Annotated in this window: 13 protein-coding genes and 1 tRNA gene; 10 read left to right on the forward strand and 4 right to left on the reverse strand. The window is 32.1% G+C overall.

What is annotated here, in order from left to right:
• Positions 1–376 precede the first annotated feature (376 nt).
• The 3 genes from MYRA21_RS12045 to MYRA21_RS12055 are packed head-to-tail and all read left to right on the forward strand — an operon-like array spanning position 377 to position 2626.
• On the forward strand, positions 377–664 hold the full coding sequence (locus MYRA21_RS12045; protein WP_006258245.1) for a hypothetical protein: 288 nt from the start codon (positions 377–379) through the stop codon (positions 662–664).
• Positions 664–1002: an IS66 family insertion sequence element accessory protein TnpB gene (tnpB, locus tag MYRA21_RS12050; protein WP_081316899.1), complete on the forward strand. Its 339-nt coding sequence runs from the start codon at positions 664–666 to the stop codon at positions 1000–1002. The genes MYRA21_RS12045 and tnpB overlap by 1 nt, the downstream gene beginning before the upstream one ends.
• A gap of 49 nt (positions 1003–1051) precedes the next feature.
• Complete coding sequence (locus MYRA21_RS12055; protein ID WP_039329170.1) at positions 1052–2626, forward strand: IS66 family transposase; 1575 nt, start codon at positions 1052–1054, stop codon at positions 2624–2626.
• Between the two features lie 319 nt (positions 2627–2945).
• On the opposite strand, the gene MYRA21_RS12060 is transcribed toward MYRA21_RS12055, so the two are convergent.
• From MYRA21_RS12060 to MYRA21_RS12070, 3 genes are all read right to left on the reverse strand, one after another.
• Positions 2946–5186: a DUF262 domain-containing protein gene (locus MYRA21_RS12060; RefSeq protein ID WP_039329172.1), complete on the reverse strand. Its 2241-nt coding sequence runs from the start codon at positions 5184–5186 to the stop codon at positions 2946–2948.
• A complete protein-coding gene (locus MYRA21_RS12065; protein WP_039329174.1) occupies positions 5176–7005 on the reverse strand; it encodes a DUF262 domain-containing protein in 1830 nt (609 codons plus the stop codon). The genes MYRA21_RS12060 and MYRA21_RS12065 overlap by 11 nt, the downstream gene beginning before the upstream one ends.
• A gap of 235 nt (positions 7006–7240) precedes the next feature.
• Positions 7241–7325, reverse strand: a tRNA-Ser gene (locus tag MYRA21_RS12070).
• A 497-nt stretch (positions 7326–7822) separates the two neighbouring features.
• On the opposite strand from MYRA21_RS12070, the gene thrS reads away from it, so the two are divergent.
• From thrS to MYRA21_RS12095, 5 genes are all read left to right on the forward strand, one after another.
• Positions 7823–9775 carry a threonine--tRNA ligase gene (thrS, locus tag MYRA21_RS12075; protein WP_006259290.1) on the forward strand — a complete coding sequence of 651 codons (1953 nt, stop codon included), beginning with the start codon at positions 7823–7825 and terminating at the stop codon, positions 9773–9775.
• 45 nt (positions 9776–9820) lie between these two features.
• Positions 9821–10375: a translation initiation factor IF-3 gene (infC, locus tag MYRA21_RS12080; protein ID WP_198032310.1), complete on the forward strand. Its 555-nt coding sequence runs from the start codon at positions 9821–9823 to the stop codon at positions 10373–10375.
• 54 nt (positions 10376–10429) lie between these two features.
• Positions 10430–10627 carry a 50S ribosomal protein L35 gene (gene rpmI, locus MYRA21_RS12085; protein ID WP_016361612.1) on the forward strand — a complete coding sequence of 66 codons (198 nt, stop codon included), beginning with the start codon at positions 10430–10432 and terminating at the stop codon, positions 10625–10627.
• Between the two features lie 105 nt (positions 10628–10732).
• Complete coding sequence (gene rplT / locus MYRA21_RS12090; RefSeq protein WP_006259287.1) at positions 10733–11077, forward strand: 50S ribosomal protein L20; 345 nt, start codon at positions 10733–10735, stop codon at positions 11075–11077.
• 114 nt (positions 11078–11191) lie between these two features.
• Positions 11192–11713 (forward strand): class IV adenylate cyclase, encoded by a 522-nt coding sequence (locus MYRA21_RS12095; RefSeq protein ID WP_039329179.1) that lies wholly within the window; start codon positions 11192–11194, stop codon positions 11711–11713.
• Between the two features lie 91 nt (positions 11714–11804).
• Here MYRA21_RS12095 and MYRA21_RS12100 read toward each other — a convergent pair whose 3' ends face one another.
• The gene (locus MYRA21_RS12100) at positions 11805–12494 is read right to left on the reverse strand and encodes a cell division ATP-binding protein FtsE (RefSeq protein ID WP_006259285.1); all 690 of its coding nucleotides are present in this window, start codon (positions 12492–12494) and stop codon (positions 11805–11807) included.
• 448 nt (positions 12495–12942) lie between these two features.
• On the opposite strand from MYRA21_RS12100, the gene MYRA21_RS12105 reads away from it, so the two are divergent.
• On the forward strand, positions 12943–13287 hold the full coding sequence (locus MYRA21_RS12105) for a CidA/LrgA family protein (protein ID WP_006263275.1): 345 nt from the start codon (positions 12943–12945) through the stop codon (positions 13285–13287).
• Positions 13284–13982, forward strand: coding sequence for an LrgB family protein (locus tag MYRA21_RS12110; protein WP_016649605.1), 699 nt, complete (start codon positions 13284–13286; stop codon positions 13980–13982). Before MYRA21_RS12105 ends, MYRA21_RS12110 begins: the two co-directional genes overlap by 4 nt.
• Positions 13983–14080: the final 98 nt, after the last annotated feature.

The following is a 14080-nucleotide window of genomic DNA, read 5'->3' on the forward strand; positions in this document are numbered from 1 at the left end:
TTTAACACAAGTATTTATATAGATGCGTATGTACGTAAATAAATATCAAAGTAACAGTAAATGTTGCTGAACTACGACAGATAGAAAAAGAGCAACTACAACGATTCCAAAATGACTTTGAAGAGTTTCATCGAGAGATAACAAAAAATAATGAGGAGCTTTTAAAGGTTCATAAGGCTGTTAGCTCTAAAAGGTTGTTGTACTTGATACTGCTGAACATATTCTTAGTTTTGACAACAGGTTTTTCGATGTATTTAGCGGTTAAAAGTACTGTTGATAAATCGAGGTACGAGATTCTAGCTAATGTATGCACCCCAGCAAGTGCATGTTTCATAATATAATGTAAGGAAGTAAGTTTGCTTTAAATAATAAAGAGATGAGCAAACAAGAAATTATGTACTCTCATGTAGAGGATTGGCAAGCAAGTGGATTAACACAATCAAAGTATTGTGAAAGTGTTGGAATTAAGCTGGCGACATTTAGTTATTGGGTAGTAAAGTTTAAGAGTGAAACAGAGCAAGAAGGCTCAAGTAACTTTATAGCAATAGGTGAAACATCTAAAACCGACAGTAAAGAATACGAAATCGTGTATCCTAATGGAGTGAAGTTACGTTTAGAAACGAAAGATTTGGGTGAACTCTATTCATTAGTAAACCTTGTGTAATGTTTAGTCTGAGTAGTAGCCATCAATTCTACTTGTATAAATCAGCTTGTGATATGCGCAAGAGTTTCGATAGTCTATGTGGTCTTGTTCAAAACGAGCTTAATCAAGTCGCTCATAATGGAAGTGTCTACGTCTTTATCAATCGTCGATGTAATCAGATTAAACTCTTACACTGGGAAACAGGTGGTTTTGTGTTATATCACAAGCGATTAGAACAAGGTACTTTTGCTTTTCCTATTCATAATCGGACTCAAATCAGTTGGAGTGATTTGGTACTTATGATTGAAGGAATACAAGTGATAAAAAGTAGTCAAAAAAGGCGGTTTTCCATGAGATAAAACAGCCTTAATCCTTGTATAAATAAGGCTTTTGACGTATATTTACTTCATGGAAATAGACTTAGAAAACTTATCGAAACAAGAACTTTTGGCACTTTTAACCAAAGCCCAAAAGACTATTTCCAAACAAGAAAAAGTAAATACTAAGTTAGAGAAGAAAACTACTAGCTTAGAAGAAAAGACCTCTAAACTAGAAGAAAAAAATACAGAACTGGAATATCGTGTAAAGCTACTTGAGCGCATGAAGTTCGGTCAAAGCCGAGAACGTTTTGAGGATCCCAATCAAACTCAATTACCTTTAGATGTTGAACAAGCAGTCTTAGAGGAACAAGAAGAAGTAATCAAACAAGAGATTACCTACTCTCGTGAGAAAAAGAAACATCCAGGACGAGCTAAACTACCAGATCATTTACCCGTAGAAGAAATAGAAATACATCCTGAGGGAGATTTATCTGATATGATTTGCATTGGTAAAGAAACTACAGATGTGTTAGATTATGTTCCAGGTTACTTTAAAATCAAGCGTTACATCCGATATAAATACGCTACTAAAGATAAAGACAATACTAAAATTAGTATTGGCGATCTTCCAGAGCGAATTATAGATAAAGGAATCCCTTCAGAGGGATTATTATCCACAATACTTGTAGATAAATATGTTGACCACCTTCCTCTTTATAGACAAAAGCAACGCTTTTCAAGAGAAAATATCGATATAGCTTCTTCTACAATAGATGGTTGGGCTGCTCAAAGTATGGATGCTTTAAAACCACTATACCAAAAGCTGGTGATGGACATCAAAAATGAAGGTTATCTCCAAGTTGATGAAACCACCATCAAAGTCTTAGATGAGAAAAAGAAAGACAAAACTCATCTTGGCTACTATTGGGTGTATCATGCACCTATATCCAAGCTTGTAATGTTTAATTACAGTCCTACTCGTAGCGGTAGTGCTGCACTACCTATATTAAAAAACTTCAAAGGATATCTGCAAACTGATGGATTTAGCGGCTACCAAGCCTATGGAAATAAGTCAGATGTAACGCATCTTGCTTGTTGGGCACATGCTCGACGTGAATTTGAAAAAGCTTTAGATAACGATAGAAAAAGGGCGCAGCATGTACTAGTAGAAATACAGAAGTTATATGCTATAGAGAGAAAAGCTAAAGAACAAAACTTAGCTCCTGACCAAATCAAAGAACTTCGTCTAGATGAAAGTTTACCAATCATCAACAAGCTTGGTAAATATATGATTGCTCAGATGAATCTTACCTTACCTCAAAGTAGAATAGGTAAAGCTTTTGCGTACTCTCAAAAAAGATGGAGTAATCTAAGTGATTACTTACACAATGGAAACTTGCAGATAGACAATAATCTTGTTGAAAATGTAATCAGACCTGTAGCAATTGGTCGTAAAAACTATCTCTTTGCCGGTTCTCATGATGCAGCACAAAGAGCAGCTATGGCCTATACGTTTTTTGCTAACTGCAAAAAGCATGACATTAATCCATATCAATGGCTAAAGTATGTTCTTGAAAATATTCAATCCATCAACCACAAGAATATCGCTGACTTATATCCTCATAATTACAAGAAACTTATCCTGGATAATGTAGAAGAATAATTAGATCTCACAAGATGTACTTGCTCGGGTGCATACTAGCTAATGAAAAAGTTAAATTAATCAATCAATTAGAAAATGTAAATCAGTTTTTCATTGAAAATCCTAAAACAGCCAAGTTTTTCAAAGAGTGGAAAAAAAATGCATAAAATGCTAAACAAAGTTATTCTGTGAAATTTTTAGAGCAATAAGGGCTCAAAATTTCACAGAATAACTTTGTTGAATAGGTTCATTCTATTTAAAAAACACTTACTAATATTTGTAGGTTTTGTAGAACAGTAATGCTTTTACTAAAGCAAAGACTTTATTATAGGCTACATGGTTATTTTTTTTCAAATTCTTTTAGCATTAGTTCAAGTAGTTGTATTCTATCTTGCAAATCAATTTCATTACTATTTTGTGGTACTACATAATGTCCCTCGTTGTTAATTATCCCTTTTTCTTCTAACTCATCTAATAATGTATTTGCCCTTCTATCCGTCATACCATTTTCAATTAAAAAACCGTTTGGTAATGATGAAATCAATATCTTTTTACGGTTATATGAGAAAACAAGTTTTGCTCCATAATTTTCAAGATTGATGTTTTTAATTCTTTCTGAGTTTTTAATTTCGTAAAAAAATGGGTTCCAATGATGACCATTAAATTGTTTTTCTTTCATTTTCCAAATACAATAATCATTACCCTTCCAAAAAAAATAATATCCTTGATTGCAACTTTCTCTGAAAAATGAATATTTCATAAAGTAATATTTCCAATCTTTTGGGTTGTTAGAATAATTTGAAAGAGTTTCTTGAATTTTATGCTGAATTGAAATCGATTGATTGGCAATAAAAAAATCTAGACATTGTAAAACAACCTTTCTTGTCTTTTCGTAAAAATGTATTTTATTATAACCTGGAGTTGTTAGAAAATTTCTAATGACACGACTTTTATCACACATTAAGTTCTTCAATGTACCATCGTCTTGTGAATAGTCTCCAAAGCTCAATAAAAGATTGCTCTTGGTATTAAAATCTGAAATAATATCATCTTCGTCAAATAGTTCTAAAAATTTTTTAGCTCTATTTTTAAAGTTACTTTCCAAAGGAAACAAAGAAATACTACCTCTCAATATTTCACTATCTTCAAGTTTTTGTAGTGTTTCTCTATTTGTTGGTGATTGATTTAAATATTCCTTTTTGGATTTTTCTTCTTCAATTTGGTCAGTTTTAAATGTTTTGAAAATCTCCAAATCTCCATTTTTTATAAAATGTTCAGCTTCTTCAAAAACATTTCCTAAAACAGATTCACGAAGTTCATTTTCAGAGTTTACAACTAAGTTTCTTAAGGTTCTGATTTGTTCATTAAAACTGCTACTTGGTGTTTTAAGCTGTGTAAAACAACCTAATAACAAAATTTGTTCAGGTAAAGATAATCCTCTATAATCTGAATAGTGAAATAAGCAACGTCTTAAAAGATTTGTGTCTTTGTGTTGAAAAAATAATCTTGTCTTATGAATATCAAAGTTTTCTTTTTCAATATAGAACAAGTTATTCCAAAATGTAGGTTCTTGTTGTTCTTGATTACATATAGCGTCTAAGGTGTCAAACAGAAAATTTTGGTTTTCAATATCACTGTAGATAATTTTGAGCAAATCAGCAGATTCAACTGTATTTGTATATCGTCTATCATTTGAGTCTTTCAAATCTTTTTTGAAAGAAATAATTGAAGTAATAAAGTTGAAAAGATTAAGAAATGAATTATCAACTGTTAAAGCAATGTCCTCATTCTGGGATAATGACCCAAATTCAAAAATGATATGCCAAACTGTATCAATCCATATTCCATCAATTGATTCTTCAAAACGTTTTTTTTGTTTTGGTTCAGATATTATTTCAGCAAACCCTGCCTTAAAATATTCAAACTCCGTTAAAGGTTTTCCACGAGAATTCATTTTTATGTACAGATCGTCTGTTAAACCAACTTTCTCCATATCTAACTTGTAGAAATAAAATGGTGAGTTCTCGATTATTTTCCATACAGAATTTATATCTAAATTTCTATATCTTACCTCAATATCTTTTAATACAACAAGCATTGCCTGAATACTTGGGTCGAAATCCCAAGTTTCAAAATACCAAGGTTGATTTGTAATTTCCTCATTGATATGTTTATGTGAAAATTCGGGTTTAAAATGAATCAAATTTCTATAAAACTCTGTAGTACTGTGTCTTGTTTCATATAGAAAGTAAGAAAGAAAAGTTACATCTTCATCTGAAATATTTTCTTTTACTGAAACAAACCAATATAACAACCAAAGTGTAGTTAATCTTTGTTGCCCATCAATGGGTATAAAAGTTGTTTGATTATTAGTATCTTTTTCATTGAATCCATAAATAAAATCTAATTCAATCTCCATATCTGGATTGAACTGTTTTTTAGAAATAAAGTCAAATAAAATATCTAAAAAATCTTTTCTGATTCTATTGGTTTTTTTATCTGTTCGGCCTTGTGCATAATCTCGCTGGATAATTGGTATTTCAACCTTATTACGCAATATTTCAATATAATTAGTTCTCATTTTCTTCAACGATTTCAGGTTTGTATAGTTTTACACATTTACGAATTTCATTTAAGTAAGCATCTCGTTCGTCTTTAGTCCAAACAGAATAATGTTGACCATTTTCAGATGCGTAATACTTCAGAAAAATTCTTTTGGTAGCCAGTGGAATAAAAGCTCCAATTCTGTCCAATTCAATAAGTTTTCTACGTTTTACTTCAAAAACAGAATTGCTTAATGAAATGTTTTCAGTAAGTCCAAGCAATGCCATATTTTGAATTTTATGTAAATATTCATTTTCATTACTTTCATCAGACGGAATTAGTTTTAAAATCTTTTCACTTAACAGTTTAAAGCTTTCATATCTGTATGTTTTCTCGTCAATTGAATCAACCTCTGCAATAATCTTTTTTGCCCTTTCTTTATCAATTGCTACATTTAATAATATGTTAGAATGCGAACGAAGCCAATTAAACCATTCTTCTCTTTTATTTTCGTTTATTCCCTCAATATTTTGTGCGTGAATATGCTCTAAGCTTTTTGTAATGCTTTTATATATTTCAAAAGGGAAAAACTCATTACTATTTTTATTGGCTCTCGTCAGTTCAATATTGGTTAAAAGTAAAACTTTAATAATTTTATCATGGTCGCTTCTTTTGTCGTAACTCAAATCTTCCCAATTATCATCAATTCCATTTGAAATTAGTTGATCTATTTCTTTTTCAAAATTTAGTTTTGTGTTGTTTTTTTTGATTTGTATTAAATTGCCAATCGGTGTTCCTGTAGAAATGAGATATCCAATTTTATGATAAAAATTTTTGTTAGAATACCAATAAGCTAATGAACGGTAGATTTCTTCTACCTCAATCCATTTTCTCCAAAGTGAATCAGCAGTTTCATTTTCTTCAAAAAAGTGAATAAAGCTGAATAAAGGGTCTTTTTCATTAGGTTTTTTATTAGCAATAATGTCAAACAAATATTCAATTTTATTGCTATACTTATCTAGTTTTTCATTTGAAACAAAAGCCCAAAACTTTGGGTTGTTAAGTTGGTTTTCAATTTCATCCCAAATTTGTATTAATTGTGTTCTACGTTTAATTTTATCATCATTTGACATTTCATTAAAACTGTCAGAGTTAACAAATTTTGCTTTAATCAACTCAGCACTTGTAAGTGGTATTTTTCCACGGTTTAAACGAGTAAATAATTCTTCACTTTTTTGTTCTGTATCTTTTATTTCATACCAAATTACTTGTACACTCCATTCAGGAAGCTGATTTCCTCCTTTATCGTCTGTCAAGATACTTGGTAAAATGATTTTCAACATTTCATCTTTAACTTGCCTTGGTATTCCCTTATTTCCATCTTCAAACCATTCTTTAATACATTTATAAGCCTCGCTCATATAATATAAATCTGGTTTAGTATTATTAACTTGGTTTGATTCCAAAAATGTTTTGGATTCGAGTCTTGTTTTGTAATAAATAGAATATAAGTTATCGGGATATCCTTCGGATTTTAGATTGTTTTGAAGATACTCTAATGTTAAATAAGTAACAATTCGATGAAGAGTAGTTAAGCGTTGTTGTCCGTCAATAAGTTCAAAACCATGTATGTTATTTCCTTGTATGTCTTGCCAATCTGCTTTTCTTACGACTACTGGCTGTAAGCAATAGAATGTGTTTCTATTATTAGGTTCTTGTCTATATTCCCAAATGTCATTTAGCAACTGTAATACGTTTATTTTTGTCCATCTGTAACCTCTCTGGTACTCAGGAATATAAAAGTTATTCCCTAAAAGCTCAGTAATACTTAATGTTTTAATTTGATTCACCTTCATAATTATCAAATTTTATATTTTTATTGACATAAGTGAAAATATGTCATTTTTTGTCTTAATATTGTTTTTAATCCTACATAAGATATATTCTGTTTCATAAAAAAACAGATATACCTGTATTTCGTAATATCAAACTAATTTACATAAATAAAAGGCATAAAAAAACCCAATCTTACATTTTTGGGTGTAAAATTGGGTGTTATACTTATAATTACCTGATAATCAAGGTAAACTGCGGAGAAAGAGGGATTCGAACCCCCGGACCTGTTACAGTCAACGGTTTTCAAGACCGCCGCATTCGACCACTCTGCCATTTCTCCAGAGGTCTACATTACTTCCGTATTGCGAGTGCAAATATACTGCAAAGTCTGATGTTTGCAAGCGTTTTGAATGAAAAAAATAAGTTTTTTGAAGTGTGTTTTTGTAACTAATTTATTTTGAGTTGGTAATGAATGAAAAAAAGTGTATATTATTTGAGATAGATATAAATCTTGATGGTCAATTTTTAAATAAGAGAGGGAAGATGTGTGTCAGGATTGGTGTTAGTAGGATTGATGTCAATCTAAACAAATGTTTTAGATAGGGAAGAAGGAACTTTAGTCTGCTTTATAGATAGCTAAGATGAGTGATTGTTTTTGCTTAAAGGTATTAAGAGTAGCGCCGAAATAATGAGATTGATAAAGTATTCTTTTTTTAATGAGGTAAGTATTAGATGCACTTTATTATTTTACTGTTAAAAAAAATGAGTTAAGCAGTGCTAAATGTTGCGATTCTATGGTAAAACCCGTATATTTGCATTTTATTTTTTAAAATTATTATGATAAAAATTACATTACCAGACGGTTCAGTGAAAGAGTTTGCTTCAGGCATAACTCCTTTCGATGTTGCAAAAAGTATAAGCGAAGGTTTAGCTAGAAATATTATTTCTGCAAACTTCAATGGTACCACCATCGAAACCACGACATCTATGACCACGGATGGTAGTCTAGTTTTATATTCATGGAATGATGATGAAGGGAAAAAAGCTTTTTGGCACTCTACTTCACACGTAATGGCGCAAGCTTTACAAGATCTATACCCTGGAATCAAGTTAACAATAGGTCCAGCTATCGCTAATGGATTCTATTATGATGTAGATTTCATGGATTATAAAGTAACAGATGCTGACTTTAAGAAAATAGAGGATAAGGTTTTAGAGATAGCGCGTGGGAAGCATGATTTTACTATGCGTTCTGCTACTAAGGCTGAAGCTTTAGAGTTTTATAAAAAAGAAGAAAATCCTTATAAAGTTGAGTTAATAGAGAACCTAGCTGATGGTACGATTACTTTCTGTGATCATGATACTTTTACAGACTTATGTCGTGGAGGTCATATTCCTAATACAGGAATTATTAAGGCATTTAAGGTATTATCTATTGCTGGTGCATACTGGAGAGGAGATGAGAAGAATAAACAGTTAACTCGTGTTTATGGTATTTCATTCCCTAAACAAAAGGATTTAACTGAGTATTTAGCTTTATTAGAAGAAGCTAAAAAACGTGATCACCGTAAATTAGGTAAAGAATTAGAATTGTTTACATTCTCTCAAAAAGTAGGACAAGGGTTACCATTATGGTTGCCAAAAGGTGCTGCGTTAAGAGATAGATTAGAGCAGTTCTTGCGTAAAGCACAGAAGAAAGCTGGATATGAGCAAGTAGTTACTCCTCATATTGGACAAAAAGAATTATATGTTACTTCTGGGCACTATGCAAAATATGGAGCAGATAGTTTCCAACCAATTCATACTCCAGTAGAGGGAGAAGAGTTCTTGTTAAAACCAATGAACTGTCCTCACCACTGTGAGATTTATAATGCAAAACCATGGTCTTATAAAGATTTACCTAAGCGTTTTGCTGAGTTTGGAACAGTGTATCGTTATGAGCAATCAGGAGAATTACACGGATTAACTCGTGTAAGAGGGTTTACTCAAGATGATGCACATATTTTCTGTACACCAGAACAATTAGATGAAGAGTTTAAAAAAGTAATTGATTTAGTGTTATATGTATTCGGGTCGTTAGGATTTGAGAACTTTACAGCACAAGTATCAGTACGTGATTTAAGTAACCCTGATAAGTATATCGGTAGTGTAGAGAATTGGGAAAAAGCTGAGAATGCTATTATCAATGCAGCTAAAGATAAAGGACTTAATTATGTGATCGAGAGTGGAGAAGCTGCTTTCTATGGACCTAAATTAGACTTTATGGTAAAAGATGCATTAGGTAGAAGCTGGCAGTTAGGAACCATTCAGGTTGACTATAACTTACCAGAGCGATTTGAGTTAAGTTATAAAGGATCAGATAATGAGTTGCATCGTCCAGTGATGATCCACAGAGCACCATTTGGTTCTATGGAGCGTTTTATAGCGATACTTTTAGAGCATACAGGAGGTAATTTCCCACTATGGTTAATGCCAGAGCAGGCTATAATCCTGTCTTTGAGTGAGAAATATGAAAAATATGCCGAAAAAGTTTTAAATTTGCTAGAAAATAGCGAAATTCGCGCGCTGGTAGATAACCGTAATGAGACTATCGGTAAAAAGATTAGAGAAGCTGAAGTACAAAAATTCCCTTACATGTTAATTGTAGGAGAAGATGAAGAGAAAAACGGTACGATTTCTGTAAGAAGACACGGTGATTCTGGTAAATCTAATCAGACAATGAAGATAGAAGATTTTATCGCTCAAGTACAAGAAGAGGTAAATAGTTCTATTAAACAATTTGGAGAGTAAAAATAGTATAACGCTTGGTGAACAAGCACATAAAATTTTATAGCCATAGCAATAAGACAAAACAGAGGAAGAAATCCTCGCGAAGAAAAGAAAGATGCGCATAGAATTAATAATGCCATCCGCGTTCCTGAAGTTCGTCTTGTAGGAGACAACGTCGAAACAGGTGTATATAAACTTGCTGACGCAATGCGTTTAGCAGAGGAGTTAGAATTGGATTTAGTTGAGATTTCACCAAATGCTGAACCTCCTGTTTGTAAAATTACTGATTACAACAAATTCCTTTACGAACAGAAGAAGCGTGAAAAAATGCTAAAGGCTAAATCGACTCAAATCACTGTAAAAGAGATTCGTTTCGGTCCTCAAACAGATGAGCACGATTATGAGTTCAAAAAGAAGAATGCAATGAAATTCTTGAAAGAGGGTTCTAAGTTAAAAGCATTCGTATTCTTTAAAGGACGTTCGATTATTTATAAAGATCAAGGACAAATCTTATTATTAAGATTAGCTCAAGATCTTGAGGAATTCGGGAAAGTGGAAACTATGCCAGTTTTAGAGGGTAAACGTATGACTATGTTTATCGCACCTAAAAAGAAAAAATAGTATTTAAGTATATTAAGATAGTTAAGTAAGATAATCATTAATACCTAGGAAATAATGCCTAAAATGAAAACTAAATCTAGTGCTAAGAAACGTTTCAAGTTGACTGGTTCTGGAAAAATCAAAAGAAAACACGCTTTCAAAAGTCACATTTTGACTAAAAAATCTAAAAAGCGTAAATTAGCTTTAACACACTCTGGATTAGTGTCTAAAGCAGATACAAATAGTATCAAAGATCAATTAAGATTAATCTAATCTTAATTTCGGTTAAAATTATTTAATAACCCTGGAGTGGAGCAAATGAAAGTTTAGAAGTGTTTGAAACATAACCGCCCACTACAAAAAACACATTTTTAAGAAATGGCAAGATCAGTAAACTCAGTAGCTTCAAGAGCAAGAAGAAAAAGAATTTTGAAGCAAGCCAAAGGATTCTTTGGAAGACGTAAAAACGTTTGGACAGTAGCTAAAAACGCGGTAGAAAAAGCAATGGTATATGCTTACCGTGATAGAAAACAAAAGAAAAGAAACTTCCGTTCATTATGGATCATGCGTATCAACGCTGGTGCTAGATTACACGGAATGAGCTATTCTCAATTCATGGGTAAATTAAAAGCTAACAATATCGAATTGAACCGTAAAGTTCTTGCAGATTTAGCTATGAATCACCCAGAAGCTTTCGCAGCTATCGTTAATAAAGTAAAATAATAAACGTTTGTCAAATCTGATTTATCTTACTTAATATATTTAAAAGCCTTACTGTATGCAGTGAGGCTTTTTTATTTTAATCGGTTATATTTGCTAGAACCTAAAAAGAGATAGATGGAATTACAGAATGTGGAATTTAAAGCACGTGTAGCTGACTTAGATAGTATAGAAGATAAATTAAAAGGAGTAGAACTCATTCTAGATGGGGTATATAAGCAAGTGGATACTTATTATAACGTCCCTATTGGAAGAGTGAAGCTTCGTGAGTATGATGAGTATAGTTCTTTGATTTATTATAATCGTGTAAATGGGGAGGAAGCGAAGAGTTCGGATGTTATTTATTATAAACATGAGAAAGATGCTGCGTTAGGTGCAATATTAGAATTGCAGTTTGGTATAAAAGTAAAGGTATCTAAAGTGCGTAAGGTCTTAAAGTATAAGAACGTTAGTATTCACTTGGATCAAGTGGATGGATTGGGGTGTTTTGTGGAAGTAGAAGCTTGTAATATCGCAGTAGAAGAGGGTGTTGATTTAAAGCAACAATGTGATTATTTTTTTAATCTAATGGAGTTGACTAAAGAGGATTTAGTTGCGGTATCGTATAGTGATCTTATTCTTCAGTTGAATAAAAAATAGTAGTGACTTGTCTTTTACTTTTGATTTAAATGGAGTAGATTGAGTTAGGATAAAACAAAAAGACTATCAGCAATGATAGTCTTTTTGTATATTAATTTTGTGATGTTCTGTGTACTACTTCGAATAGGGTGCCATCGTCACATTTTAATGTTTTAGCAGGGAATTTTAATAACAAGGCATAATCATGTGTTACCATGATAATGGTTCTACCATTCTTATTAATTTTAAGTAGAAGTTCCATTACTTCAGCACTAGTCTGAGGGTCTAAGTTACCTGTTGGTTCATCAGCTAGGATTAGATCAGGATCATTTAGCAATGCTCTAGCTATAGCGATACGTTGTTGTTCCCCTCCTGATAGTTGGTGAGGCATTTTTTCGATATGTGCTAGCATATTTACATTGTCTAATACTTCGTGTATTTTTCTATCCATCGCTTCTTTTTCTGACCAACCAGTTGCTTTTAAAGCAAAGTGTAAGTTTCCATAGACTGTTCTGTCAGGAAGTAGTTTAAAGTCTTGGAATACGATTCCTAGAGATCTTCTTAGGTATGGAATATCTTTTTCTTTTAAGGTCTTCAAGTCATAGTCTACGATAGAGCCTTCGCCTACTTCCAAAGGAAGGTCTGCATACAGCGTTTTCATAAAGCTACTTTTACCTGCACCTGTCTTTCCGATTATATATAAAAATTCTCCCTTATTTACTTCTAAGTTAACATTAGAAAGTACTTTATGCTTGTTCTGGTAGATATCAACTCCTTGTAGGGATAAAACTGTTTTAGACATAATAATCGTGTATTTTGTGGTAAAAATACTAAGATAAACAATAATAAAGTATAGTTGAGCTGAAAATATCTATATCGAATGTCATTTTTAAGAAAAAAATAGATTGAGGTCTTATTGTGGAGTGTAAATAATGTAAAATAAACTGATGTAGTAAGTAGTTAAATCAAAAGGAGAGATCTGCTGTAGACCTCTCCTTTTGTTCTAACTAACCAATTTAATCTATATTTTATTTACATATTTTTCTTTTTGTTTACATGACAAAGTTGCTCTAATTTTTTGAATATAAGATTAAGTAAAAGTTACCAAAAAGCTAATTGATTGATTCTTTTTTATTGTTGAAGTGATGTCTTTAGGCTAGGTGTGTAGTTGTTAAATAATTTATATTTATCTGTTTTGTTTCTTTCATAGAGATTGTATTTAGTAATTTTGTGATAAATATTTAAACAAAATGAATTTAATTAAGCAGGTAGCAATCGTGATAGGTTGTCTAGCCTTTGGAGAGTTAGTGGTGTATCTCACAGGATTAAAATTACCATCAAGTATCATCGGTCTAATCACATTATGGACAATGTTAAAATTGAGGTGGGTAAAAGTAGAATCAATAGGTGGTATTACTAACTTCTTAATTAAAAACATGGGGATATTCTTTGTTCCGCCTTGTGTGGCTATGTTGAACTATTTCGGAATTCTTAGTCAGTCGATTGTACCTATTGTTGTGGCTACACTGGTAAGTACAGTGATAGTGATTTTTGTAACTGGATTTACTCATCAATTATTAAGAAGAAAGAAATGAGTTTTTTAGCCAATCCAACATTTTTATTATTCCTAACTTTAGCTTTATATGCTTTAGGAATAGCTTTGAGTGAAAAGAAAAAATGGATTATATTTAATCCTATTATCTTGTCTATGGTTGTCTTGATGGGGTATTTATATTTTTTAAAAATCCCTTACCAAAATTATGAAGAGGCAGGTAAGTATATTGATTTCTTTTTAAAGCCCTCTATTGTAGCGTTAGCAGTTCCTTTATATGTACAGTGGGAAAAAATTAAAAAACAGTTGTTGCCTATTTTAATTAGTCAATTAATAGGATGTGTTGTGGGGGTAGTGTCAGTAGTGATACTAGCTAAGATGACAGGCGCAGATCAAGAGATTATTTTATCACTAGCTCCTAAGTCAGTTAGTACACCTATAGCCTTAGAGATATCTAAGTCAGTTAATGGTATTCCGTCTGTAACTGCCGCTGCTGTTATGATAGCCGGGATATTTGGGAGTATGGTGGGATTTAAGGTGCTTAACCTTACTCGTATAAGTAATCCTATGTCACAAGGTATTGCTATGGGGACTTCTTCTCATGCAATGGGTACGATGAAGGCAATGGAGGTGAGTAATAAGTATGGAGCCTTCGCTAGTGTGGGGATGATTTTTAATGGAATTTTTACGGCTGTATTAGCTCCTATTATCTTAGGATTGTTATCCTCTTATTTGTAATAAAGACTTTTTTATATGATCCCAATTCTTTTGAATTGGGATTTTTTGTATCAAGGAGTGTTTCTTTATTATGTTTTTTGCTATTTTCTTGTGAAATG

Source organism: Myroides sp. A21 (assembly GCF_000807225.1).
Classification (GTDB): Bacteria; Bacteroidota; Bacteroidia; order Flavobacteriales; family Flavobacteriaceae; genus Flavobacterium; species Flavobacterium odoratimimum.

What these genes read in the sequence shown, in the direction of transcription:
- thrS (WP_006259290.1), top strand. Translation starts at nt 7,823, where the DNA reads ATGATAAAAATTACATTACCAGACGGTTCAGTGAAAGAGTTTGCTTCA.
- rplT (WP_006259287.1), top strand. Translation starts at nt 10,733, where the DNA reads ATGGCAAGATCAGTAAACTCAGTAGCTTCAAGAGCAAGAAGAAAAAGA.
- MYRA21_RS12060 (WP_039329172.1), bottom strand. Translation starts at nt 5,186, where the DNA reads ATGAGAACTAATTATATTGAAATATTGCGTAATAAGGTTGAAATACCA.
- MYRA21_RS12095 (WP_039329179.1), top strand. Translation starts at nt 11,192, where the DNA reads ATGGAATTACAGAATGTGGAATTTAAAGCACGTGTAGCTGACTTAGAT.
- MYRA21_RS12045 (WP_006258245.1), top strand. Translation starts at nt 377, where the DNA reads ATGAGCAAACAAGAAATTATGTACTCTCATGTAGAGGATTGGCAAGCA.
- MYRA21_RS12110 (WP_016649605.1), top strand. Translation starts at nt 13,284, where the DNA reads ATGAGTTTTTTAGCCAATCCAACATTTTTATTATTCCTAACTTTAGCT.
- MYRA21_RS12105 (WP_006263275.1), top strand. Translation starts at nt 12,943, where the DNA reads ATGAATTTAATTAAGCAGGTAGCAATCGTGATAGGTTGTCTAGCCTTT.
- MYRA21_RS12065 (WP_039329174.1), bottom strand. Translation starts at nt 7,005, where the DNA reads ATGAAGGTGAATCAAATTAAAACATTAAGTATTACTGAGCTTTTAGGG.
- tnpB (WP_081316899.1), top strand. Translation starts at nt 664, where the DNA reads ATGTTTAGTCTGAGTAGTAGCCATCAATTCTACTTGTATAAATCAGCT.
- MYRA21_RS12100 (WP_006259285.1), bottom strand. Translation starts at nt 12,494, where the DNA reads ATGTCTAAAACAGTTTTATCCCTACAAGGAGTTGATATCTACCAGAAC.
- MYRA21_RS12055 (WP_039329170.1), top strand. Translation starts at nt 1,052, where the DNA reads ATGGAAATAGACTTAGAAAACTTATCGAAACAAGAACTTTTGGCACTT.
- rpmI (WP_016361612.1), top strand. Translation starts at nt 10,430, where the DNA reads ATGCCTAAAATGAAAACTAAATCTAGTGCTAAGAAACGTTTCAAGTTG.